The 24052-nt window shown below is 65.3% G+C and carries 16 protein-coding genes and 2 pseudogenes; 15 read left to right on the top strand and 3 right to left on the bottom strand.

Annotated features, from left to right (window positions below; translation table 11 throughout):
• Nucleotides 1-42: 42 nt before the first annotated feature.
• On the bottom strand, nt 43-1380 hold the full coding sequence (locus A5686_RS22430; protein ID WP_067938772.1) for an adenylate/guanylate cyclase domain-containing protein: 1338 nt from the start codon (nt 1378-1380) through the stop codon (nt 43-45).
• 210 nt (nt 1381-1590) lie between these two features.
• Here A5686_RS22430 and A5686_RS22425 point away from each other — a divergent pair, with 210 nt between their 5' ends.
• The 10 genes and pseudogenes from A5686_RS22425 to A5686_RS22385 all read left to right on the top strand — a co-directional run bounded on the left by A5686_RS22425 (nt 1591) and on the right by A5686_RS22385 (nt 10330).
• Nucleotides 1591-3231 carry a cyclic nucleotide-binding domain-containing thioredoxin-disulfide reductase gene (locus tag A5686_RS22425; protein WP_067938783.1) on the top strand — a complete coding sequence of 547 codons (1641 nt, stop codon included), beginning with the start codon at nt 1591-1593 and terminating at the stop codon, nt 3229-3231.
• 92 nt (nt 3232-3323) lie between these two features.
• Complete coding sequence (locus A5686_RS22420) at nt 3324-4463, top strand: acyl-CoA dehydrogenase family protein (protein WP_067938770.1); 1140 nt, start codon at nt 3324-3326, stop codon at nt 4461-4463.
• Nucleotides 4460-5512 carry an acyl-CoA dehydrogenase gene (locus A5686_RS22415; protein WP_067938768.1) on the top strand — a complete coding sequence of 351 codons (1053 nt, stop codon included), beginning with the start codon at nt 4460-4462 and terminating at the stop codon, nt 5510-5512. Before A5686_RS22420 ends, A5686_RS22415 begins: the two co-directional genes overlap by 4 nt.
• Nucleotides 5509-6273 carry an alpha/beta fold hydrolase gene (locus A5686_RS22410; protein ID WP_067938767.1) on the top strand — a complete coding sequence of 255 codons (765 nt, stop codon included), beginning with the start codon at nt 5509-5511 and terminating at the stop codon, nt 6271-6273. Before A5686_RS22415 ends, A5686_RS22410 begins: the two co-directional genes overlap by 4 nt.
• Entirely contained in the window at nt 6270-7031 is a 762-nt protein-coding gene (locus A5686_RS22405; protein WP_067938765.1) for an enoyl-CoA hydratase/isomerase family protein, read from the top strand. The genes A5686_RS22410 and A5686_RS22405 overlap by 4 nt, the downstream gene beginning before the upstream one ends.
• A gap of 41 nt (nt 7032-7072) precedes the next feature.
• Entirely contained in the window at nt 7073-7441 is a 369-nt protein-coding gene (locus A5686_RS22400) for a VOC family protein (RefSeq protein ID WP_067938764.1), read from the top strand.
• Nucleotides 7438-8166: pseudogene (locus A5686_RS28510) on the top strand (BadF/BadG/BcrA/BcrD ATPase family protein); the annotation flags it as partial. The gene A5686_RS22400 and the pseudogene A5686_RS28510, both read left to right, overlap by 4 nt.
• A gap of 84 nt (nt 8167-8250) precedes the next feature.
• Nucleotides 8251-9204: an N-acetylmuramic acid 6-phosphate etherase gene (gene murQ, locus A5686_RS28505; protein WP_369829738.1), complete on the top strand. Its 954-nt coding sequence runs from the start codon at nt 8251-8253 to the stop codon at nt 9202-9204.
• A gap of 184 nt (nt 9205-9388) precedes the next feature.
• On the top strand, nt 9389-9964 hold the full coding sequence (locus A5686_RS22390) for an N-acetylmuramoyl-L-alanine amidase (protein WP_255405051.1): 576 nt from the start codon (nt 9389-9391) through the stop codon (nt 9962-9964).
• Nucleotides 9965-10099: 135 nt separating this feature from the next.
• Nucleotides 10100-10330, top strand: a complete 231-nt coding sequence (locus A5686_RS22385; protein ID WP_067938763.1) for a hypothetical protein — start codon at nt 10100-10102, stop codon at nt 10328-10330.
• 48 nt (nt 10331-10378) lie between these two features.
• Here the strand turns inward: A5686_RS22385 and A5686_RS22380 are convergent, their stop codons facing one another.
• A complete protein-coding gene (locus A5686_RS22380) occupies nt 10379-13531 on the bottom strand; it encodes a cytochrome P450 (RefSeq protein WP_067938761.1) in 3153 nt (1050 codons plus the stop codon).
• 126 nt (nt 13532-13657) lie between these two features.
• On the opposite strand from A5686_RS22380, the gene A5686_RS22375 reads away from it, so the two are divergent.
• Entirely contained in the window at nt 13658-14686 is a 1029-nt protein-coding gene (locus tag A5686_RS22375; protein WP_067938778.1) for a fused (3R)-hydroxyacyl-ACP dehydratase subunits HadA/HadB, read from the top strand.
• Nucleotides 14687-14768: 82 nt separating this feature from the next.
• Here A5686_RS22375 and A5686_RS27450 read toward each other — a convergent pair whose 3' ends face one another.
• Complete coding sequence (locus A5686_RS27450; RefSeq protein ID WP_067938759.1) at nt 14769-15044, bottom strand: hypothetical protein; 276 nt, start codon at nt 15042-15044, stop codon at nt 14769-14771.
• An 801-nt stretch (nt 15045-15845) separates the two neighbouring features.
• On the opposite strand from A5686_RS27450, the gene A5686_RS22365 reads away from it, so the two are divergent.
• The 4 genes and pseudogenes from A5686_RS22365 to A5686_RS22350 form a co-directional block, all read left to right on the top strand.
• A complete protein-coding gene (locus A5686_RS22365) occupies nt 15846-16844 on the top strand; it encodes a 1-phosphofructokinase family hexose kinase (protein ID WP_067938757.1) in 999 nt (332 codons plus the stop codon).
• On the top strand, nt 16841-20491 hold the full coding sequence (gene otsB / locus A5686_RS22360; RefSeq protein ID WP_067938755.1) for a trehalose-phosphatase: 3651 nt from the start codon (nt 16841-16843) through the stop codon (nt 20489-20491). The genes A5686_RS22365 and otsB overlap by 4 nt, the downstream gene beginning before the upstream one ends.
• 301 nt (nt 20492-20792) lie before the next feature.
• A complete protein-coding gene (gene ppsA / locus A5686_RS22355; RefSeq protein WP_067938753.1) occupies nt 20793-23189 on the top strand; it encodes a phosphoenolpyruvate synthase in 2397 nt (798 codons plus the stop codon).
• Nucleotides 23186-23946 (top strand): annotated as a pseudogene (locus A5686_RS22350) (NAD(P)-binding protein); the annotation flags it as partial. The gene ppsA and the pseudogene A5686_RS22350, both read left to right, overlap by 4 nt.
• Between the last annotated feature and the right edge of the window lie 106 nt (nt 23947-24052).

Genomic DNA, 24052 nt, shown 5'->3' with positions numbered 1-24052 from the left:
GACACCTGAGCTGCCGTAGCTGTCGCGAGTACGCCCTTTCGGTCAACCTTCGACGGCGAACAACGGCCACTCGCCCGCCACACCCTTGAGGGTGTGCGCGCCGCCAGCGGCAAAGCCAAGACCCGACCCGGCGACCAGATCTACGACGATGCGCGAGACGAGCACCTCGCCCGCCCCGGCCGCCGCTGCGACACGCGCGGCGATGTTAACGGAGATGCCGCTGATGTCGTCGTCGCGCAACTCCACCTCCCCCGTGTGTACGCCCGCCCGCACCTCGAGACCCAGGCTCCGCAGCACGTCGCGGATCGCCATGGCACACCGGATCGCGCGGGCGGGTCCATCGAACCGGGCGAGGAAGCCGTCACCCGTCGTGTTGACCTCACGGCCACCGAAGCGCTCGAGTTGGCGCCGTACCTGGGCGTCGTGCCTTCCGAGCAACTCCTTCCATCGCTGGTCGCCAAGCTCGACTGCTCGCTTCGTGGAGTCGACGATGTCGGTAAACAGCACCGTGGCCAGGACGCGCTCGACCGGGGGCTGCGGCCGCACGCCGGTAAGGAACTCCTCGATCTCATCGAGCAGGGCATCGGCATCGCCCGTAAAGAACAGGTGGTCCTCGCCGTCGATCTCGACGAACTTGGCCCCCCGGATGCGGTCGGCGAGGTAACGACCCATCTCGAGCGTCACCATCCGGTCGTTACGCCGGTGGAGCACGAGCGTGGGCACCTGGATCGCGGGCAGCACGTCGCGGATGTCCAGCTGCGGATAGAGCGCGAAGATGTTACGGACCATGCCCGGACTGGCGGCGACACGCTGCAGCCGCGCCCACCACCGCCGCAGATCGGCGTCGCCCCGCCGGCTCGGAGCCCATGCACCCAGTCCGACGCCCTCCCCCCAACGCTTGGCACTCACCTCGACCAACGCCGACAGCTGCTCCTCGGTGACGCCGAGCGGGTAGTCAGTCGCTCGGAGCAGGCGAGAGAAAGTTCCATATAGGGCAAGCGCATTCACCCGATCGGGGTGGCCTGCTGCCGTCAGCATCGCCATCGTGCCACCCTCGGAAACGCCCACGAGGTCGGCGCGTTCACATCCGGCCGCGTCCATGACGGCGCACAGGTCGTCGACGGACTCTTCCAACGTCGGTGCGTGCATTACCGGATCCGAGAGGCCAGTGCCCCGCTTGTCAAAGGTGACGACGCGACGAAAGGACGCGAGTCGCGAGTAGAAGTGGACGACCGACGGTTCCTCCCACATGATGTCGAGGTGCGAGATGAAACCGGGCGCGACGACGAGGTCGGGTCCCTGTCCTGTCACCGAGTATGCGATGTTCAGGCCGCCGCTGTGGGCATAGCGGATATCCGGCGGGCTGCCCGCGACGTGCATGGTCGAACCTTACGCCTGCATCGGCCACATTAAGTCGCACTGAGCCATCCAACGACTGCGGCGCCCGTATGGGCCCGCGATTCTGAGGCGGATGCCTCATGTGCCGCCCACGGTGTGCGATGGACGATACCTGCATTGAAAATGTCGGCACCACGCGCGAAAGCGCCTCGTGAACCAGTGGCGTCGCGCGAAACAAATTGGGAGGCAAACATGTTCACCACAGAAGAGCTGGCCACGATTCCGCTCTTCTCGACGCTCAGGGACAAAGAACTCGAATATCTTGCGGGCGCCGTGGAGGACATCCACCTCATCGGCGGGGAGTACGTAGGCCACGAGGGCGAAGGCCGGTCCCTTGCGATCGTGGTCGACGGCAAGGCCGAGCTGACGAAGCTGGTGAACGGAGTCGAGCAGGTAATCGGCGTGCGACTTCCGGGCGAAGTCGGAGGCGAGATCCCGATGACGCTCGGTACTCCGTTGCCCGCCAGCATGCGAGCCGTTGGGCCGTCACGGGTATTGAAAATGACGGTCGAGGTGTTCCACACGCTCGCCGCGATGGCGCCCCAGATTTCCGAAATGGTCGGTGCCGCCGCACTGGAGCGCATGGAGATGCTCAGAAACGCCACCGCCCAACCGCGCGAGCCTGCAATGTTCGTGATCGGCCCGCGTGTCGACCCGGGAGTGCATCATTGCGACGTCTTCCTGCATCGCAACCAGATTCCTTTCGAACGCCTGGACCCGGACGATCCCGCGACACCGGAAGGCGCCGCAGACGATCCCACCGCCTATCCGACGGTGGTGCTGCGCGACGGCACGCGGCTGACTACCCCGACAATGCGCGCGGTTGCGCGGGCCGCTGGGCTGACCGTCGAGCCAAGCCGGGCGCGTTACGACTTGGTGATCGTGGGTGGCGGCCCGGCGGGCCTGACGGCGGCGGTCAACGGCGCCTCCGAGGGTCTTCAGACGGGACTGATCGAATCCTTCGCCCCCGGAGGGCAAGCCGGCACCTCCACCCGGATCGAGAATTACACGGGTTTCCCGTTCGGCGTCTCTGGCGACGACCTCGCGGCGCGGACGCTGCAGCAGGCGAAAAGGTTGGGTGCCGAGATCGTCGTGACCCGTCATGTCGAAGACATCGACCCCGACCACCTGACCGTCACGCTGGATGGGGGCGACGTCTTGCGCACCAGGTCGATCGTGCTAGCGATGGGAGTGGAGTGGCGACGACTCCGAGTCGATTCGATCGACCGCTTCGTCGGCTCCGGTGTCTATTACGGCGCGGCGCGCAGCGACGCGGGTCTGGCGCAGGGCAACGATGTGTATTTGATCGGTGCGGGCAATTCGGCCGGCCAGGCCGCCGTTTTCCTCAGCAACCACGCGCGATCCGTCACGCTCCTCGTGCGGGGCGAGTCGCTCGCCGAGAGCATGTCCCACTACCTCATCGAGCAGATCGCGACGAAAACGAACATTCGGGTGGAGACGCGATCGGAGGTCGTCGCGGCGCTCGGGGGCGAAGAACTCGAGGCGATCGACGTGATCGATCGAAGTGCTGGCACCACATCTCGACGGGACGCGAGGGTGCTCTTCGTGCTCATCGGTGCCGAAGCGACGACGGACTGGCTCCCCTCGGAGATCGCGCGCGACGAGCATGGCTTCGTGCTGACGGGGATCGACGCGATGAAAGCCGGTCACTGGAACGTCGAACGCGAGCCGTTCACACTTGAAACGAGCGCGCCCGGGATTTTCGCAGTCGGCGACGTTCGCTCCGGATCGGTAAAGCGCGTCGCGGCATCCGTCGGTGAAGGCGGCATAGCGGTCGCCCTCGTACATCGATACCTTCAACTCCCCCGCTAGACGCGCTTGCATCCGTTCGGCGAACTCCTGTCGTGTACCCGAGCGAGGCGGCAGCTTTCGTCGCTTTGGAGTAGGCGGTTAGCCTGCGAGGTATGGTCCCGTCGCCTGCCGCGCACACCGCCGCAGAGCTGGCATTGCGGGAACGGGTTCGGGAATTTCTGACCGAGACGCTGCCCTGGGGAACGTTCGAGCCTGGCCTCGGGATGGGCGCCGGGGTCGATCGGTCGTTTTCCGCCGCGTTGGCCCAGCGTGGCTGGATCGGCATGGCGGTCCCGGTGCGCTACGGCGGCCGCGACGCCACCGCCGTCGACCGCTTTGTCGTCGTCGAGGAACTGCTGCGTTGGGGCGCCCCGGTTGGGCATCACTGGGTGGCCGACCGGCAAATCGCCCCGGTGCTTCTTCGTTACGGCACCGAGCACCAAAAGCAGTGGCTGTTGCCGCGAATCTGCCGGGGCGAGTTGTGTTTTTGTATCGGCATGAGCGAACCCGACGCCGGAAGCGACCTCGCTTCGGTGCGTACGCGCGGTGTGCGCGATGGGGATGGCTGGCGAGTGTCGGGCGTGAAGGTTTGGACGAGCAACGCGATGCACGCCGACTACATGATCGCGCTGTGTCGAACCGGCGAGGGCGAACGTCGTACGGGACTGAGCCGGTTCCTGATCGATATGCGCAGTCCCGGCGTCACGGTTACGCCGATCCCCTACTTGAGCGGGAGCACCGACCACTTCGCCGAGGTGGTCCTCGACGGCGTGCTGGTGCCCGACGAGATGGTGATCGGCGAAATCGGACAAGGTTGGGCACAGAACGCCAGCGAGTTGGCCTTCGAGCGCAGCGGGCCAGACCGGTGGATCTCGACCTTCCTCCTCGTCCAAGAATTCATGCGCGAGTGCCCGAAGCTTTCCGCCACTCGCTGCGGGAGTCGGCTGATCGGCGAACTCGCGGCTCAATACTGGGTGCTGCGGCGGCTATCGGTGAGCGTGGCCAGGGCGATTGACGCCGGCGGCACGCCGGCTGCCGATGCCGCGCTCATCAAGGAAATGGGCACCCGGTTCGAACAGGATGTCGTCAGCGCACTGCGGGACTTGCTGGACGGCGAGCTGGTCTGCGACGTCGAGACCACGTCGCTGTTCGAACGGTTGCTACGCCGCGCAACGTTGGACGCGCCATCGTTCACCATCCGGGGCGGCACCACCGAGATACTGCGCTCGGTCGCGGCCAAAGGTTTGGCATGAGCGACAACGAACTGTACAGCGCGGCAGCCAAACTGTTTGCCGCGCATAGCGGGTGGGAGGATGTCGGCGAAGCCGAAGCCGCCGGTTGGGTGTCAGGATTGTGGAACGCTTTGCGGCAGAGTGGATTCAGTGACATCCCCGTCCCGGAGGGGCTGGGCGGAGCCGGGGGCAGCGTTGGCGATGCGGTCCAACTGCTGCGGGCCGCGGGAGCACACGCGGCACCGGTCCCCCTGGCCGAAGCCGGCCTGGTCGGTGGGTGGCTGTTGGCGTCTGCCGGTTTGACACTGCCCAACGGTGTTCGCACGGTGCTGCCTCCCGCCCCAGCCCTCCGTCTCGAGGGCGACCGGCTTTTTGGCGCGGCACCGGCCGTCGCGTGGGGGCACCGCGCCGAGCATGTCATCGCACTCCTCGGCGGCGTCGTCGTGGTCGCGCCGGGCCCCGCGGCGCAAGGTGGTCCGGCCGTCCGCCGCGGGCTAAATCTCGCGGACGAGCCAAGGGACACAATAATTTTCGACGGTGAACCGGTATCCGCGCGCGCCGACGCACCCGGCGCGGTTTCCGAGCAGACGCTGTGGGAGCGCACCGCGCTGGGGCGAGCCGCGCTGATGGCCGGCGCGGTAAGTGCCGTCGCGGCAATGACACTGCGCTACAGCGGCGAACGTGAGCAATTCGGACGCCCCATCGGTCGCTTCCAGGCCGTGCAGGCACATCTGGTGACCATCCACCAGCAGGCCACCGTGGTCGCATCGGCCATCGACGGTGCCGTCGAAGCGGTTGAACTCGGCCGGGGCGGCTTCGAGATCGCTTGCGCCAAAATGCTTGCCGACCGGGCCGCGCGGCTGGTGACCGCGGCCGCCCACCAGACGCATGGCGCTATCGGTATGACGAAGGAGTATCCGTTGCATTACCTGACCCGTCGGCTCTGGGCGTGGCGAGACGAAGGCGGAGGGCATCACCGCTGGGCGGACCGGCTCGGGGCTGCCCTGGTCACCGGTGGGCCCGATGCCCTGTACCCAGCCATCCAGTCAGGGTCGGAGGTGGTGTCGTGAACCGGCTGCGGCGCCCAGACGGGGTCATGCTGGCCTACCAGGTGCACAACCAGGACTCGACGGGCCTGCCCCTTTTGCTCACCCATGGTTTCGGCGCCACCGCGGGCATGTGGAATCCCAATATCGATGCCTTGAGCGTCGACCGCCCGGTGATCGTCTGGGACCAGCGCGGCCATGGCAGCAGTGACGCTCCCGACGACATGGAGCGCTACACCGAGCAGCTTTGCGTCGCCGACATGGCGGCCATTCTCGACGCCGCGGGTGCCGATCGCGCCGTACTCGGCGGAATGTCCTTGGGCGGCTACCTATCCCTGGCCTTCCACCTCGTCCATCCGCAGCGCGTGGCCGGGCTGGTGCTGGTCGACACCGGACCGGGCTATCGCAATGACGAAGCACGCGACAAGTGGAACGCGTGGGTGGAACGCCGCGCTGGAGAGCTCGAGCGCGGCGAAGGGCGCGCCGACGCCTCGGCGGAACTCGCTCAGGCGGTCCATGCGCATCCCGAAGGACTGCCTCGCGCCGCCCGCGGTGTGATGGCTCAAAAGGACGCTCGCGTGATCACGTCGCTCGACCGCATCACGGTGCCCACATTGGTGGTTGTCGGCGCCCACGACTCCGACTTCCTGGCCCCGGCCGACTACATGCACCGCAAGATCTCCAATTCCCGCAAGCTTGTCATCGACAACGCCGGGCATGCGGCGAACATGGATCAGCCCGAGATATTCAATGCCGCCGTGCGCGAACTGTTGGAACGGCTATGACCACTGTCGATGTGACCATCGAACTCCTCGGCCACGTGGCCATGGTGGAGATCCATCGGCCCCCGAACAACTACTTCGACACCGGCTTGATCGCGCGCATCGCCGACGCCTACGAGCAACTCGACGACGACATCGAGTGCCGCGCGATCGTGTTGTGCGCCGAGGGAAAACACTTCTGCGCCGGCGCCGACTTCTCCCAGCCCGCCGAGAATCGTTCGTCACCGGGCGAGCTTTATCCCCAGGCCATCCGGTTGTTCCGCGCCCGCAAGCCGGTTGTCGCGGCGGTGCACGGCGCCGCGATCGGCGGCGGGCTCGGGCTTGCCCTCAGCGCAGACTTCCGGGTGGCGGCACCCTCCTCGAAATTCGCGGCCAATTTCAGCCGGCTCGGGTTTCATCCCGGCTTCGGTATCACCGCCACGCTGCCCCGTGTCGTCGGCCAGCAAAAAGCACTCGAGTGGATGCTCACCGGTGAGCGTTTCGGTGGTGAAATCGGCTATGCCTCAGGACTTTTCGATGAACTCGCCGCTGACGGCGATGTTCGCCCGGCGGCGGTTCGGTTCGCTGAGCGCATCGCCGCTTCGGCTCCCCTGGCGCTCACGAGCATCCGCACCACCATGCGCGCCGGACTTGCCGAGGCCGTCGCGGCCGCCACCGCCCACGAGCTCGAGGAACAAACGCGCCTTGCAGCGACCGCTGACTTCCGTGAGGGCGTGGCGGCAGCGGCCCAGCGCCGCGCTCCGATATTCACCGGTCGCTGAACCTTGCCGAGCTCACGGCGCAAACCGATACGGTGCATTGCATGCGTCGTGTGGACTACGTCATCCAATATGTCGAATCGCTCGACCGGTCCGTGGCGTTTTACCGCGACGTGATCGGGCTCCGGGTGCGAATCGAGGGCGACGGCTATGTGGAGTTCGAAATGGAGAACACAAAATTCTCGCTTTTCGAACGCTCGAAACTGCCGGAGCTCATCGGTCGCGATGGCGGCAGCCCGCCGTGTGGTGAGATCGGCTTCCTGATCGAGGACGTAAATGTGGAAGCGGAAAGGCTGAGCGGACTCGGTGTCGAAATCCTCACCGGACCGGTGGATCGACCTTGGCGTGAAAGGACGCTGCACATCGCCGACCCGGACGGCAACATCATTGAATTCGCGCAGAAGCTGCGATGATCCTCGCCGTCGACCTCGGCAAGACGTCCTGCCGAGCCGCCGCAGGCGGCCGGAGGGCCGAGGGGGTGGGCGCGCCCGGGCTCGGGGCGCCGGGCGGCGCGCGGGCGGCCGAGGCCGCGATTGTGACCTTAGCCAGCAAGCTGGTGCGAGATTTCGGCCCGGTTGATGAAGTGGTCGTTGGCGCCGCCGGCGCGCTGACGGCGCCGGACGCGGCGCGAGCCCTGGGCGATTCGCTACTGACCTCGCTGCGGACGGAGCGCGTCACGGTGACCAGTGACGCTGTTATCGCGCACGCGGGCGCACTGGGCGGGGAGCCGGGCGTCGTGCTGATCGTGGGCACCGGCGTCGTGGCGCTCGCGATCGATGCAAACGGCTCGCTGCGCAGCGCCGATGGATGGGGACCCTGGCTGGGCGACGAGGGCGGTGGCGCGTGGATCGGCGCCGCCGGGCTGCGCGCGGCGCTACGCGCCCACGACGGCCGTGGACCGTCCACCGCACTGCTTGACGCCGCCCGCGCCCGCTTCGGCGCGCCGGAGACCTGGCCCGCGCAACTCACCGGTGCCGGAGCGCTGGCGTCCTTCGCGCCCGACGTCCTCGCCGCAGCTGGTGACGCCGCGGCGCTGGCGATCATCCGCTCTGCCGCCGAGGCGCTCGCGGCGACCGCCCGCGCGGCCGGGGACGGCCCGGTGGCGATGGTCGGCGGACTGGCGGGAGTCCGGGCGCTGCGCGAGCAACTCGACGTCATCCCCGCCGCCGGCGATGCGCTGGACGGCGCGTTGGGATTAGCGGCGATCCACGAGCCGCACGTGATCCGCCGGCAGGCGGCCGCAACGACGGACGGGCTCGATGCGCTGGCCACCGAAGCCGTGCGGCCAGACCTGGACGACCTCGACGCGCGGCCCATCGACGAGGTCGTTGCGCTGCTCGTCGCCGCCGAAGGCGAGGCTCATGCCGCGGTGGCAGCGGCGATTCCGCGGATTGCGGCGGCGGCCGAGGCGATCGCCGCGCGGCTGGAGCGCGGCGGGCGCCTGATCTACGCCGGCGCCGGAACTTCCGGGCGACTCGGCGTGCTCGACGCGGCCGAGTGCGTGCCGACGTTCGGCACCGATCTGGTGCGCGGCGTGATCGCCGGCGGGCCGGCGGCGCTGACCGAGGCCATCGAGGGGGCCGAAGACGCCTTTGCCCCAACCGATCTCGCCGGCCTGACCGCCGCCGACACACTCGTCGGGATCACCGCCTCGGGCCGCACTCCGTACGTCGTCGGGGCGCTAGAGCACGCGCGCGCGGCGGGTGCGCTCACCGTCGCGATCGTCAACAACCCGAGAAGAGAGGCGGCCGCCGACCTGGTGATCGAGCTGCTCACCGGTCCCGAGGTGCTCGCCGGGTCAACGCGGCTCACCGCGGGCACGGCCCAGAAGGTCGTGCTCAATGCGCTGTCGACGAGCGTGATGATCGCGCTCGGCAAGGCCTATGGACAGCGGATGGTCGACGTGCGCGCGACGAATGCGAAGCTGCGCCGCCGCGCGGTGCGGATCGTCCGCGACGCGGCCGGCGTCGACGAGGAGACCGCGACCGCCGCGCTCGCCGCCGCGGGTGGCCACGCCAAGACCGCGATCGTCGCCCTGCTCGCTGGCCTCGACGCGACCGAGGCCGCCACCCGGCTCGACCGGGCACGCGGACGCGTGCGCGACGCACTGGGTGCTACCAGAATGAAGACGTCCCGCGGTCCGGTGTCACGCCCGTATGGTGAGGACCGTGTGTGAGCCAGCGCGCCGCCGGCCAGCTCTGGTCAGCCGCCGTCAGCTGCTAGCGCTGGCCGGCGGTGCCGGGGCGGCGTCCCTGGTCGGCAGCTGCTCGAGTGCCGCTTCTGGGACCGGCCCGAATCCACCGTCTCCTCCCCCGACCTCAACGATCAGTGCAACCCTGACCGCTTCGACTTCGGCGGTATTGCTGTGCCGGGACGCCTGGGGGGCGCGACCGGCCCGCTCCGGAGGGAAGCGCCACACCATCACCCGGATGACCCTGCACCACGAGGCGGTCGTCCTCGGCGACAACCGCAATGCCCCAAACCATCTCAGACAGGATCAGCGATACCACCAAGACCAGCACGGATGGATCGACATCGCCTATCACGTCGGCGTCGACCGCAATGGCAACATCTACGAGCTGCGGAGCACCGAGATCGCGGGCGACACCGCGACCGACTACGACACGACGGGCCATTTCCTGGTCCTCTGCGAAGGAGACTTCGATCAAGAGGGCGTGCCGGAGGCCCAGCTGCAGGGAGCAGCCCGCGCCTTCGCGTGGGCCGCCCAGACTTTCCACGTTTCGAGCGACACGCTGGCGGGCCATCGTGACCTCGCCCAGACCTCCTGCCCAGGCCGGAACCTGTACGCCCACCTTTCCTCGGGTGACCTCAAGCACCGCATTGATGACCTCCTCGGCGCCGGCGGAGTGGACCTTCAGCGCTTCTGCGGACCCGACGCGGCCGCAAGGGTCGCAGCAATCGAGTCCGGCAACTGACCTGCGCTCCTGGCAGGCGCTCGTCGGCGGAGCCCCGCCGGGACTCGAAACGCCAGGAGCGTAGACGACGAAGAAATGTTTGTAGTCCTGTAACAGCGGGCACTTCGCTGAGCACGGGTAGAAGAAGGGGTCAGCATGTCGGTCACACATCTCAGCGGTTTCGCCAATGCCTGTCAGGAAGCCGTGGGGGCCGTCCTTCATGCCATCTCCACTCACGGGGAGGAACGGCGAGGACACCTCTCGAACGCCAAAACGGCGGTCGACATGGCGTTACGCGATGCCCATAGCGGCGAGGAATGGCACCTGGCTGAGCACCTGCGCCAGGGAATCAAGGATGTCGAGACCCGCCTGCGCGACGCTTCCTGATCGAGGCCATTGCCAATCGCAACCGCTCGGGCATAACCATGACGAGGTTCACCCCGCCCAGACGTCCTCGACGTAGTTGTCGGATTCGATGAGACCGTTCAACCAGTCACGGGCCCGGTCGTCGTCAGCGCCCGTCCGGGTCCGATAGATGTCGAGAAAGGACCCGCGCACCGCAGGCGCCATCCGCGCGCCGTCGCCGCACACGTATACGTGGGTGTCCTTGTCCGGGTCACCTAATAGGTTCCACACCTCGTCGGCGTCTGCGGCGATCCGGTCCTGCACATAGCGGACCCCATCCTGCGGCGCGCGGGAAAATGCCGGGCGCATCCGCACGATACCGATGGCTTCGGCCTGTTCGAACCGGTCTCGGAAGATGTAATCGACCTCTGGGTCACGCACCCCGAAGAAGCACAGCGCAGGCTCCACCGGCGCACCCGCGCCTTGTACGGCCAGTCGGTCACCGAGAAAACCGAGGAACGGTGCGACCCCGGTACCGGCGCTGACCAGGATCACGTTCTTGGCCGGATCGGCACCGGCCCGGAACGCCTGGCGGGCCGGGTCCACGCGCGCCCGAATCACTTGTCCGGGTTGGACTGTCGCGAGGTAATTGGACGCGACACCTTTGAACAGACCATGCCCGGAACGGGCCGGCGCATCTAGCACACTGACGATCAGACCCACGGTGCGTGGTGACAGCATTGACGACGATGCGATCGAATAGTGCCTGGGCACCATGGGATCCAGCAGCTCAAGAAGTTCAGCACCGGTGAGAACGCAAGCAGGGTATTCGTCTAGGCACTCCAGCACGCTCAGCGGGCAGCCGTTTGGATTCTCGGCCAGTTCGGTGAGCCGTTGGCGCTCTGCAGGATTGCTGTTTGCCGCGGCAAGACTGCGTAATTGACTGCTGGTCACCGGTTTCCGCAATTCTACGAAGTGCGTGAGCAGTTCTCGTGCGCTGACCTCGCGGTCGAGCGCGATGAGCCGCCGAGAGCTGCGCCGGGGATTGATCGCTAATCGCAGTCCAGGGTCGATGCCGAGCTGTGCCAAAACCGCGTCGACCACCTCGGGTGGGTTGTCGGCCATCACCGTGAGGTGGTCGCCCGTTTGGTAGTCGACGCCGTCCGGCAGCTCCACGCGGACATTCATTTTGGCTTGACCCAGCCCGGGGCTGACCAGTTGGGTGTTCTCGACGATGGTCATCGGGATCACCGACGACCGTGCGTCCATCGCCGCCGTCACGGGCCCGACGATTCGGCGCAACTCATAAAGCGGTTCGGCCGCGTCCGTGACCGGCGCGGCGTCGGGGTCTCCGAAACGTTCGGCCAGCGACGACCACAGCGCGGCCGCGAACTCCTCGATCGCGCCGACCATATCCCCCGACGTGTCCGCCGCCGCCCGCGGAACCAATCGGTTGGCCTTCAGCTCGCCGAGGCGCTCGTCGATGCGCTGCGGGATCGCCTGGTAGGTGTCCGCCCAGTTGTGGTCACCCACGCCGAGAACCGCGACATTGGGTGCCGGGTTCAGTGTGGTATTCGCGTCGAGCAGCCAGGTGAGGAAGGCGCGCGCGTCGTCGGTCGGCTGTCCGTTGTAAGAGGACGCGATGATCACGGCGGCCTCGGCTTCGGGGAAGCCACCAACGGCATGGTCGAGGGGGGCCACCGTCGCCGTGCAGCCCAAAGCCGTGGCGTCGTCGGCGAATTGACGGGCCAGTGCGCGACAGGTACCGAGGTTCGAGCCATGAAAGATGGCCAGCCGGGTGCCGGCCCTGATCGCTGTCGGGTGCTGCTCTGCGTTCTGTCTGGCCGCGGCCTCAACGCCAGGGGTGCTAGTCTCGCGGTCCTGCGGTGTGCGCCGCAGCAGGTCGAGCCGGAATCCAACCGGCCGACGACTGGTGGGCGTTTCCCACTGCGGCACATAGTGATAGGAGTCGATGAGGCGGTAGCGATGCACCAGCCGCGCCACTGTCATGGCCGCCTCATGCAGCGCGAACTGCCGCCCGATACATGATCGTGCGCCCGTCCCGAAAGGTTTGAACAGCGCGGTCGGCCGGCAAGCCGAGCGTTCGGGAGCGAAGCGGCCGGGGTCGAAGAGTTCGACATTGTCGCCCCAGCCCGGCTGGCGGTGCAATGCGCCGGTGAGCACCGTGACCGCCTCGCCGCGCTTGATCGGATACTTGCCACCGATCACAGTGTCTTCCAGGGCCATTCGATCGAAATGCAGCACAGGTGGGGACAGTCGTAGGGTTTCATCGATGACCTGCCGCAGATAGGTCAGCTTGCCGATGTCGTCGTAGCTGGGCACGTAGTCGTCTTCGGCTCCGAACACGGTGTCCACCTCGGCCTGCACCCGGTGCAGCACCGTCGGATCGCTGACGATGTTGTACAGCGTGTTGGGCATCAGCTCCGATGTGGTGAGCTGCCCCGCGATCAGGAAGGTCATGATCTGATTGCGGATGTTCTCGGTTTCCAGCACGGGTTTGCCGTTCGGATCCTGTTGCAGCATCAACGCCAACAGGTCCTCAAACTCGCGGTCACCGGATCGATGCTCGGCTATCAACCCGTCGATGAACGTGTGCAGGGTGGTCAACTCTTCCTTGAACACCGACGTCGGCGCATCAGATGACAATTCCCCCAGTGCGGTTGTGAAGCTCTGTGGGATCGGAGCCAGGCCGGGGCGGTCGAAAGAGTCGAAGCGCGAACCGAATCCGGCGAGCGCCACGGTGTCCATGGCCAGCTTCTGCAGGTCAGCCGACACATCTACCGGTCCGACTCCTACTTTGGCGTCCCACCGGTCGATCATTTTGCAATTGATGTCCAGCATCGCCGCGTGGTAGGCGCGCAGACCGGCGTAACTGAAGCCCGGTAACAGGACATCGTGGGCGCGCTGCCAGTTCGGTTCGCCGTGGTAGGCCGTGAACAGGCCGTCACCGGCCAACGGCCTGACTCGGGCAAGGGTTGCCGTCAGGTTCTTGGCGAACCGGCTTTCGTCGCAAAGCTCGGTAACGAGCTCCAGCGAACACGCGTAGAGCTTCCTGAAGCCGCCGTTGAAGTCGGCGTAGAACAGCGGACCGTGTAATTCGCCGAGTAAATCCACGGCCAACGCGCGCGGTCGGCCGACCAACTGATCCGGTCCGGGCAACCGACCCTCGGCCGAGGGGATGCCGGGAAGATCCGGCGGGGACGAGGCACGGAACTCGGTCATGCGGGCAGCATAGGTTTCGACACGACAGCCTCGTCAGGAATCTGCGGACGTCATCGTCGGCGCAACGCGCGTTACTGTGCTTTGGTCGGCCCCACCGAACTGGCCGATAGAAAAGTTGAGCAATTCATGACCACAGCAGAAGTGTCGGCGCTCGAATCGCGGGTCGGCCACTACTACCAGATGGACGGCACCTACCTGGTCGGCCGCGAAAAGTTACGCGAGTACGCCCGCGCGGTCCAGGACTATCACCCAGCGCATTGGGACGTCGCCGCCGCCGCCGAGCTGGGCTATTCGGACCTGGTGGCGCCGCTGACGTTCACGTCGACGCCTGGCATGACCTGCAATCGCCGCATGTTCGAACAGGTTGTCGTCGGCTACGACACCTACATGCAGACCGAAGAGCTTTTCGAGCAGCACCGCCCGATCGTGGCCGGCGACGAACTGCACATTGACGTCGAACTGACGTCGGTGCGCAGGATCGCCGGCAGGGACCTGATCACGGTGACCAACACTTTCACCGACGCAGCCGGCGAGCGAGTGCACACCCTGCACACCACCGTTGTGGGAGTCACCGCCGAGGATGTCGATCCGGCGATCAAGTTGGCCGTGCCGAACATCATGATGCATGACGTGGACCTCACCGCAGTCGGTGAAGCCGATGACGCGTATGAGAAGACGGTGCGCCGCGAGGGCGAGATTCGGATCGCCGAGCAGGGCAGCACTCGCACGCCGGGGACGCCGTCCTTCGATGACCTGAAGGTTGGCGACGAGCTACCGGTGCGTCACACCCGACTGTCTCGCGGGGACCTGGTGAACTATGCCGGCGTGGCCGGCGACGCCAATCCGATCCACTGGGACGAGGAGATCGCCAAGCTGGCCGGCCTGCCCGACGTGATCGCCCACGGAATGCTCACCATGGGGCTAGGAGCCGGTTTCGCCTCCACATGGACAGGCGACCCCGGTGCGGTTACCCGCTATGCGGTACGGCTCTCGGCGCCGGCGATCGTGTCGGCCAAGGAAGGCTGCGACATCGAGTTCAGCGGCAAGGTCAAGTCACTGGACCCGGCGACGCGCACCGGTGTCGTGCTTGTTGGGGCGAAGTCCAGTGGCCGAAAGATCTTCGGTTTGGCGACGCTGAACGTCCGCTTCCGCTGATTACCTGCGGTTTGGCTTTTCCGGGTTTGATGGCGTCAAGACCCGTCGCACGGCACGAAGTCCTCCTCGGCGGCGAATTTCTTCAGCGGTTCACCGCGAATTGCCCGGGGACGCGGGGCTCGCAGGACTCGTTGAGGTCGTCGGGCTCGTCGGACTCGTTGAGGTCGCCGGGCTCGTAGGACTCGCCGGGGTCGTTGAGGTCGTCGGACTCGTTGAGGTCGTCGGACTCGTTGAGGTCGTCGGACTCGTCGGACTCGTTGAGGTCGTCGGACTCGCCGGACTCGTTGGGGTCGTAGGACTCGCGGGAGTCGGAGGAGTCGAGGGCGTAGGACTCGCAAGGCCTGGTCCTTCGCCGCACCAGTCCGCCACATCTTTCGGATACTGCTCGAGCGGTGGGGGACACCGCTGCCCCGGCGGGAAATTGGCGCCGGCGTTGAGCAGATCGCAGGGCACGTAGACCTGCTTGCCCTTGGGAGTGTTGGTCAGACATTTCGTCGGAGGCTCGCCATGGGCCTCGACGGGAATGATGGCCGCCGCCACCATCGCGCAGAGCGCCCAAGCAAGACGGCGATAGGTCATGAGAGCTCCTCATCTAGCTGCGAAGTCCATCACTGGAGTTCACTGGGGATTACCCAAACAAACGAGATTCTGCCTCCTCGACAAGAGCGCTCATCTAATACAGGTTCGCGTCGAACGGTGTCGGGCGCGCAACTTGACATCGCGGCCGTACGACGACTCTTGACGTGGTTGCGGCGCGTACCTAACTTACCGCTGCAGCCAAATGGTCGTCCGGCTGCGCTGACTGGATGTCGCGCAAACGAGTCACCGCATTGGCGCTGACGGGCGCGCTCGCGGGTTGGCCACTGCGCAAGCGTCCACCATCGACTCGCCGGTCCGGAGGGCCGTAAGTCACCGATCTACCTGCCGGATGTCATCAAGCGGCTGAGTTCAATGGGCTCCGCAATAGGGTCTCAATGCTCTGTTGCCCAATGCCGTCGCGACCCATCCTGTGAAAGCGAAGGAGAGCAACGATGGCAAAAGGCTGGTTGGTGATGGAGGGTGATGGACCCGCGGCGCCGTTTCGCGCCCGGCTGGCCGCGGCCGGGCGTCACCGCGAGTGCCGCTCTCTACCGCCAAGCGCTGAATCCGGTGTAGCGAGATGAATTCACCGACGAAATCGAAATCCACGATTGTGACCCTGACGATGAATCCGGCGGTCGACATCACTACGGACACTGATCGGGTCATTCCCACCGACAAATTGCGGTGTGGGCCACCCCGCTACGATCCCGGCGGCGGCGGTATCAACGTCGCGCGAATCGCCCATGTGCTCGGCGAATCGGTATTGGCGCTCTTCCCCGCGGGCGGCCACGCCGGCGACAAGGTAACGGATCTGATCGCTGAGTCAGGAGTTCCGGTACTGCGGATCCCCGTGGCGCACTCCACCAGAGAAAGCTTCACCGTCGACGAGCGCAGCACCGGGAAGCAGTACCGTTTCGTGCTTCCGGGCCCGCGGCTCACTGAAGCCGAGCAGCTTGCGTGTCTCGAGAAGCTCAGCGCCGCGGCAGGATCCGCAGACTTCGTGGTGGCGAGCGGCAGCTTGCCGCCCGGCGTGCCTACCGACTTCTATCAGCGGGTCGCCGACATCTGTCGCGAGCGTGGTGTGCCGCTGATTCTCGACACGTCTGGGGGTGGATTACGGCATATCTCTTCTGGGGTCCATCTGCTCAAGGCGAGCGTGCGAGAACTACGCGAATGCGTCGGACGGGAGCTCATCACAGAGCCGGAACAGCTAGCCGCTGCGCACGAACTCATCGACCGCGGCTGCGCTCAATTTGTCGTCGTGTCACTTGGTGCCGACGGTGCTCTGCTTGCCACACCGCATGGCAGCCAACGCTATTCTGCTGTCGAGGTGTCGTCCGGCAGCGGTGTGGGCGCTGGGGACGCCATGACCGCGGGCATTACTGTCGGCCTCAAGCGCGGCTGGCAACTCGACAAGGCGATGCGACTGGGCATCGCTGCCGGTTCGGCCATGTTGCTTACTCCCGGCACCGCGCCCTGCATCCGGGAAGATGTCGAGCGCTTTTTCGACGTGGTCGCCGACCCCATAGATATCGACGGGCCATGGTTTCCTGCTCGACCAGAGACATCGCCATGACGCTGCCGGTCACCGTGGACCCGCGCTACCACGACGCCGTGATCTTCAACCTCGACGCTGTGGTGACCGCCACCGATGCTGTTCAGGCGTCGGAGTCGACAATCGGTCTGGTGCGAAAGCTGCGCGAGGTCGGGCTGGCCACCGCGGTCTACTCCATGTTCCCGGGCGGTCGACAGCTCTTGAAATCCGCCGGGATCGACGACCTCTTCGGCGTCTGTGTCGATGGAGACCCTGCCGCCTCCCTCCCAGAAATTGTTCGCCAACTCGGTGTGCGTCCGCAACGGTCGGTTGTGGTCGACGGCGCCGGTGCCGGCATAGCGGCAGCTCGTGACGGCGGTTTCGCGTTCGTCGTCGGTGTCGATGCCGTGAGTGCCGACCGACTACTGGCGTGTGGCGCCGACGTGGTGGTCACGCACCCGGACGAAGTCGCAGTTCGCGTGGGCGGCAGGCGAATCTCGCAGCTCCCCGATGCCGTGGAGTCATACGGTCAGATCGTCGGGGTCCTCGGCGCCCGAGAACCGGTGTTATTCCTCGACTTTGACGGAACGTTAGCCCCCATCGTTGACGATCCCGGCTCCGCTGCCCTTGTCGTCGAAGCTCGCAAAGCGTTGGAAAGTCTTGCATCGCAATGTCCTGTCGCCATACTGAGCGATCGTGACCTCGCCGATATCCGCAGCCGGGTAGCGATACCGGGTATTTGGTACGCGGGCAGCCACGGTTTTGAGCTGACCGAACCGGACGGCACGTATCACCGAAATGAAGCGGCCGCTGCCGCCGTCGGTGTTCTCGAAGGTGCGGCGGCGGAGTTACGTGAGATCCTGACGGAGATTCCGGGAGTAAGGGTAGAACACAAGCGCTTTGCCGTCGCCGTTCACTATCGCCAGGTCGCGACGCAACACATCGGCGAGATTCTCTCTGCCACACACAAACTCGGGCAGCGCGATGGCCTGCGTGTGACGAACGGGCGCATGCTCGTCGAGCTGCGGCCGGATATCGACTGGAACAAAGGGACCACGCTGGCCTGGATTCGTGATCGCATCGACGCCGAGGGCTCCCTGCTGCCGATTTACATCGGAGACGATTTCACCGACGAAGACGCCTTCGACGCAGTCGAATTCGACGGCATCGGGATCATCGTACGCCACGACGAAGACAGCGACCGCAAGACGGCGGCCCGTTTTGCTCTGCAGAGTCCCCATCAAGTGCACGAGTTCGTCCAGCGCGGGTCGAATTGGCTGGCGAATAAACATCAGACATCCGCCAAGGCATGGGATTTCACCTACGAGGGATACGATCCGCAAAGCGAGAAGCTTCGTGAGTCGTTGTGCACGTTAGGAAATGGCTACTTCGCCACCAGGGGGGCCGCACCCGAATCGAAAGCCGGCCAGGTGCATTATCCCGGCAGCTATGCCGCGGGGGTGTATAACCGTCTCGTCGACGACGTATCGGGTACGACTATCGACAACGAGAGTCTGGTCAACCTGCCTAATTGGCTTGCCCTGACCTTCCGGGTCGACGGCGGTAGCTGGTTCGACATCGACGCGGTCAGTGTGCTGTCCTACCGACAGACACTCGACCTGCGTGGCGCGGTGCTGACGCGGGAGGTGCGCTTCCGCGACGGTGCCGGGCGCACCAGTTCGCTGAAGCAGCAACGATTCGTCGCGATGCACATGCCCCACGTCGCCGCATTGCAGACGACGATCGTCGCCGAGGACTGGTCCGGGATGCTAGAGATTCGCTCGACACTGGACGGCGGCGTCACGAACTCGCTCGTCGAGCGGTATCGGGATTTGGCCAACGATCATCTCGAGTTGATCGAAAAGCGACAGGTCTCGGACAACTCTGTGCTGTTGGCCGTTCAAACAAACCAATCGCGTATTCCCATCGCCATGGCGGCGCGAAGCATCGTGTGGCGTAACGCGAGTCCCGTGCCGGCAAGCTACCGGCCCGTCGACGACGGCGCAGAGATCGGGCACGATATCGCGGTCGAACTGTCGACGGGCGACGCGTTGACGGTGGAGAAGGTTGTGACCCTGTTCACCGGGCGCGACGTCGCGACATCAGAACCCGCTGTCGATGCGCAGCGCTGGCTGAGCCGGCTGGGACACTTTGCCGAGTTACGCGCCGGGCATGTCACCGAATGGGCGCATCTGTGGGAGCGCCTGTCTATCGAGTTCGCAGACTTCACCGAGGAATCGCGCATACTGCGACTGCATCTCCTGCATCTGCTGCAGACGGTTTCACCCAACAGCTCCGACCTCGATGTCGGGGTGCCGGCTCGCGGACTGCATGGTGAGGCTTATCGCGGGCACATTTTCTGGGACGAGCTGTTCATCTTCCCGGTGCTCAATCTCCGGCTCCCTATGGTCACCCGGTCGCTACTGGGATACCGATACCGTCGCCTACCCGAGGCGCGTCATGCCGCCAAGGCGGCGGGGTACTCCGGTGCGATGTTCCCGTGGCAATCCGGCAGCGATGGACGCGAGGAAAGCCAACGTCTGCATCTGAATCCGCGCAGCGGCCGGTGGAACCCCGACTCCAGCGCACGGGCACATCACATCGGCATCGCCGTCGCCTATAGCTCGTGGAAGTTCTATCAGGTCACCGGAGATCTCGCCTACCTGATCGACTACGGCGCAGAGGTGCTGGCCGAGATCGCGCGCTTCTGGGTAAGTCGGACCAGCTACGACGAGGAAGGCAAACGCTACAGCATCCGAGGGGTCATCGGGCCCGACGAATTTCACTCGGGCTACCCGGACGCGCCTTACGACGGCATCGACAACAACGCGTACACCAACGTGATGGCGGTCTGGGTGATTTTGCGCGCCCTCGATGCATTGAAATTGTTGCCGCTGCCGAACCGACTCGACTTGCAGGAAACGCTGGGACTGCGCACTGCCGAATTAGCGCATTGGGAAGAGGTGAGTCGACGGATGTGCGTCCCGTTCCATGACGGGATCATCAGTCAGTTCGAGGGATACGGCGACTTGGAGGAACTAGATTGGGACGGTTACCGGCGGCAGTACGGCAACATCCAACGCCTCGACCGCATCCTCGAGGCGGAGAACGACGACGTGAACCGATACAAGGCCTCCAAGCAGGCCGACGTGCTGATGCTGCTCTACCTGATGTCGGCAACGGAATTGTGTGAGCTACTGGACCGGCTTGGCTATCACTTCAGAGCCGACAAGATCCCCGAAATGGTGGACTACTATCTGGCTCGCACGTCGCACGGATCGACGCTCAGCGGTGTGGTGCATACCTGGGTACTTGCCCGAGCGAACCGTGATCGGGCCATGGAATTTTTTCAACAAGCACTCACCTCCGACGTCTCCGACATCCAGGGCGGCACGACGTCCGAAGGCGTACATCTCGCGGCCATGGCCGGCAGCGTCGACCTCATGCAGCGATGCTTCACTGGCCTGGAGACCCGGTGCGACCGCATCATCCTCTCCCCACATTGGCCGGAAACGCTTGGCGTGCTGGCGTTCCCGATCCACTACCGCGGCCTGCACTTGCACCTGCGGGTCAGCGGAAAGGGCGTGATTATCAGCGTGCAGCCGCGCGATGCTAACGGCGTCGAAGTGGAGTGCCGTGGTCGAGTCGTTCGATTGATGCCCGGAACCACTGTCCGATTTCCCGGCTGACCGGATTCTGAATCCCGGCGCTGGCGTGCATTATCTGGAGTTTCGTACTCAACGCTGGTGCGGCCAAACGTTACCCAGTCCAGTGACCTTCGGCCCTGGCACGGTGTGTGCCGCCGTGGGAGGTTGGCATTTGTGGCGTTATCGGCCGTACGGCAACGAACCGCAACACACCGAACGCACCGATCGTTCTTGTACCGCCACCACGAATGGCGTTGTCGGGCAATGAACCGAGCGAACTCGGCACCGCATGACGTGCGCGTCGAGTTCGCCGCCGACCTGATGCGCTACGAGAGGACAAGTCATGACAACATCCGGATACGTCCGCTTTTTCGAGGAGTTCGGCATCGACGATGTGCCGCTCGTCGGCGGAAAGAACGCGTCCCTGGGCGAGATGTTCCAGAAGCTGTCCGGGCAGGGCGTCCGCGTCCCGCACGGATTCGCGATCACCGCCCAGGCCTATCGCTACATGTTGGACGAGGCCCGCGCCTGGGACCGCCTGCATGCCGAGCTCGACGATCTGGACCCCGCTGACGTCACCGAGCTGGCGCGAAAAGGCAAGCGCGCCCGTGACATCGTCTACGGCGCAGGCCTCCCCGACGATCTGGCCGCCGAGATCCTGGATGCCTACCACAAGCTTCAGCAAGAGTACGGCGAGGAGGTCAGTCTCGCTGTGCGGAGCTCGGCGACCGCCGAGGACCTGCCGACGGCAAGCTTCGCCGGCCAACAGGATTCGTATCTGAACATCAAAGGCGAACAGAGTCTGCTCGACACGTGCCGGCGTTGCTTCGCCAGCTTGTTCACCGATCGCGCCATTCACTACCGACTCGACCAGGGCTTCGACCACTTCAAGGTGTCCCTGTCGATCGGCGTGATGAAGATGGTGCGCTCCGATATCGCCTCGTCCGGTGTGATGTTTTCCATCGACACCGAGTCCGGGTTTCGCGACGCCGTCTTGGTGACGGGCGACTACGGGCTTGGCGAAAATGTGGTGCAGGGCGCCGTCGACCCCGACGAGTTCTACGTCCACAAGCCGACCTATCTGACCGGCCACCGCGCCGTGTTGCGCCGCCGCGTCGGCGACAAGGCGGTGAAGATGATCCTCGTCGAGGGCGAGACGAAGAGCACGGTGCGAAACATCCCGACACCAAAGTCCGACCGTGCCCGGTTCTGCATCACCGATGAGGACGTCCTGGAGCTGGCCGGCTACGCGTGCACGATCGAGGCGCACTACGGGCGGCCGATGGACATGGAGTGGGCCAAGGACGGTCTGGATGGAAAGCTCTACATCGTCCAGGCCCGCCCCGAGACGGTGGCCTCTCAGCACAGCACAACGGCGCTGGAAACCTATGTCCTCGAGGGCCAAGGCGAGATCATCGCCGAGGGCCGCGCGGTCGGCGACCGGATCGCCTCGGGCGTAGCCCGAACGATCCATAACCCCGAGCACCTGTCCGAGTTCAAGCCTGGCGAGGTGCTGGTCGCCGACACCACCACGCCCGACTGGGAGCCGATCATGAAGACCGCCGCGGCGATCATCACCAACCGCGGCGGTCGCACCTGCCACGCGTCGATCATCGCTCGCGAACTCGGCATCCCCGCTGTGGTTGGCACCGGCGACGGAACCACGTGCGTGCCCGATGGCGAAACCGTGACGGTGTCGTGTGCCGACGGCGAGTCGGGCCGCGTGTACCGGGGCGAACTTGGTTTTCACGTGAACCGCAGCGAGGTGGCGGGCTTGGAGCGGCCTCGAACCCAGATCATGCTCAACCTCGGGAACCCCGCGCTCGCCTTCAAGACGTCGTTCCTGCCGAACGACGGTGTGGGGCTCGCCCGGATGGAGTTCATCATCAGCGAGGACATCCGGGTCCACCCGCTGGCTCTGCTCCACCCCGAGCAGGTCGACGACGCCGATGCACGCAGGACGGTCGATCGGCTCACGCACGACTATCCCGACGGGAGCACCTTTTTCGTGGAACGCCTTTCCGAAGGAATCGGCACTATCGCCGCCGCCTTCTGGCCCAAGCCAGTTGTGGTGCGGATGTCGGACTTCAAGACCAACGAGTACGCGAGCCTGATCGGCGGAGCGGCCTTCGAACCATCCGAAAGCAACCCGATGCTCGGCTTTCGAGGCGCCTCGCGCTATGCGCACCCCGCCTACGCCGAGGGCTTCGAGCTGGAGTGCCGCGCGATGCGACGCGTGCGCGAACAGATGGGTCTGACAAACGTCATTCTCATGATCCCGTTCGTGCGCCGAATCGCCGAGGCGGACCTCGTCCTACAGACGATGGCCGACCTCGGTCTGCGCCGCGGCGAGAACGGACTCAAGGTGTACGCGATGTGCGAGATCCCCAACAACGTGATCCTGATCAACGAATTCGCCAAGCTCTTCGACGGCTTCTCCATCGGCTCCAACGACCTGACTCAGCTCACTCTCGGCGTCGATCGTGACAGCGACATTGTGGCTTTCGACTACGACGAACGCGACGAGGGCGTCAAGGAGATGATTCGCATGGCCGTTGAGGGCTGCCGCCGCAACGGAATCCACTCGGGACTGTGCGGACAAGCGCCTTCGGACTACCCGGACATGGCCGAGTTCTTGGTCCGGATCGGCATCGAGTCGATGAGCCTTAACCCCGACACGGTCATCAAGACCACCCGTCAGGTCCTTCAAGTGGAGAAACAGCTCGTACCGGCCCAATGACGAGCGACGCATCCCATCGGCCCGCAGCGGCAACTTCGAGTGACCTCACGCCGCTTGCGGGCCTGTACCACCTGCAGTCTCGGGCCGGACCGGTGCGCGAGCGCCGACCCGTCTATGTCGATTTGCTGCCACCGTCCAACGCAGGTTGCCCCGCCGGAGAGAACATCCAAGCCTGGCTTGCCCATGCCACCGCCCTGGGCCTGCACGAGCAGGCCTGGCGTCTGCTCGTTACGGACAACCCATTCGCCGGAATTCACGGACGGGTGTGCTATCACCCGTGTGAAACCGTCTGCAACCGTGCCTATCTCGACAGCGCCGTATCAATCCACTCGGTGGAGCGGTTCCTCGGTGACCTAGCTTCCGAGCGCGGCTGGCAGTTCGAACCGCCGCCTACCCGCAGCGGCAAGCGAGTCCTGGTCGTCGGCGCGGGGCCGAGCGGACTGTCCGCGGCCTACCATCTGGCACGACTCGGCCACGCAGTCGAGATCCGCGACGCGGGCGCTATTCCCGGCGGGATGATGCGATACGGCATCCGAACTACCGGCTGCCGCGTGAGGTGCTGGATGTCGAGCTGAACCGGATCGCGGCAATGGGCATCCGGTTGACCAGCGATCATCGGGTCGATGACCTCAGGGCCGAGCGCGACACGTTCGGCTTCGACACGGTGTTTGTCGCGGTCGGCGCTCATCTGGCCAAACGCGTCGATATTCCCGCTCGCGACGCCGGCACGATGGTGGATGCGGTGTCTTTTCTGCGCACGCGAAACGACGCGAAAGTACGTGAAAATGACCTGCGGATGCGCGACACGTGTTGATGGCGTCAACACCGCCGACTCGTTAAGCAATCGGTGTCTTTGGTCCTCC

The sequence above is a fragment of the Mycobacterium sp. E2479 genome (assembly GCF_001667925.1).
GTDB lineage: Bacteria > Actinomycetota > Actinomycetes > Mycobacteriales > Mycobacteriaceae > Mycobacterium.
The sequence above is the reverse complement of the archived record's forward strand: the minus strand, read 5'-3'. Positions and strand labels throughout refer to the sequence as shown.

Bases quoted from the DNA above. Each gene is read 5' to 3' on its own strand.
- A5686_RS22430 (WP_067938772.1), bottom strand. From the start codon at position 1,380: ATGCACGTCGCGGGCAGCCCGCCGGATATCCGCTATGCCCACAGCGGC.
- ppsA (WP_067938753.1), top strand. From the start codon at position 20,793: ATGACAACATCCGGATACGTCCGCTTTTTCGAGGAGTTCGGCATCGAC.
- A5686_RS22415 (WP_067938768.1), top strand. From the start codon at position 4,460: ATGAGCGACAACGAACTGTACAGCGCGGCAGCCAAACTGTTTGCCGCG.
- A5686_RS22385 (WP_067938763.1), top strand. From the start codon at position 10,100: ATGTCGGTCACACATCTCAGCGGTTTCGCCAATGCCTGTCAGGAAGCC.
- A5686_RS22375 (WP_067938778.1), top strand. From the start codon at position 13,658: ATGACCACAGCAGAAGTGTCGGCGCTCGAATCGCGGGTCGGCCACTAC.
- A5686_RS22380 (WP_067938761.1), bottom strand. From the start codon at position 13,531: ATGACCGAGTTCCGTGCCTCGTCCCCGCCGGATCTTCCCGGCATCCCC.
- otsB (WP_067938755.1), top strand. From the start codon at position 16,841: ATGACGCTGCCGGTCACCGTGGACCCGCGCTACCACGACGCCGTGATC.
- A5686_RS22365 (WP_067938757.1), top strand. From the start codon at position 15,846: ATGAATTCACCGACGAAATCGAAATCCACGATTGTGACCCTGACGATG.
- A5686_RS22420 (WP_067938770.1), top strand. From the start codon at position 3,324: ATGGTCCCGTCGCCTGCCGCGCACACCGCCGCAGAGCTGGCATTGCGG.
- A5686_RS22400 (WP_067938764.1), top strand. From the start codon at position 7,073: ATGCGTCGTGTGGACTACGTCATCCAATATGTCGAATCGCTCGACCGG.
- A5686_RS22405 (WP_067938765.1), top strand. From the start codon at position 6,270: ATGACCACTGTCGATGTGACCATCGAACTCCTCGGCCACGTGGCCATG.
- A5686_RS22425 (WP_067938783.1), top strand. From the start codon at position 1,591: ATGTTCACCACAGAAGAGCTGGCCACGATTCCGCTCTTCTCGACGCTC.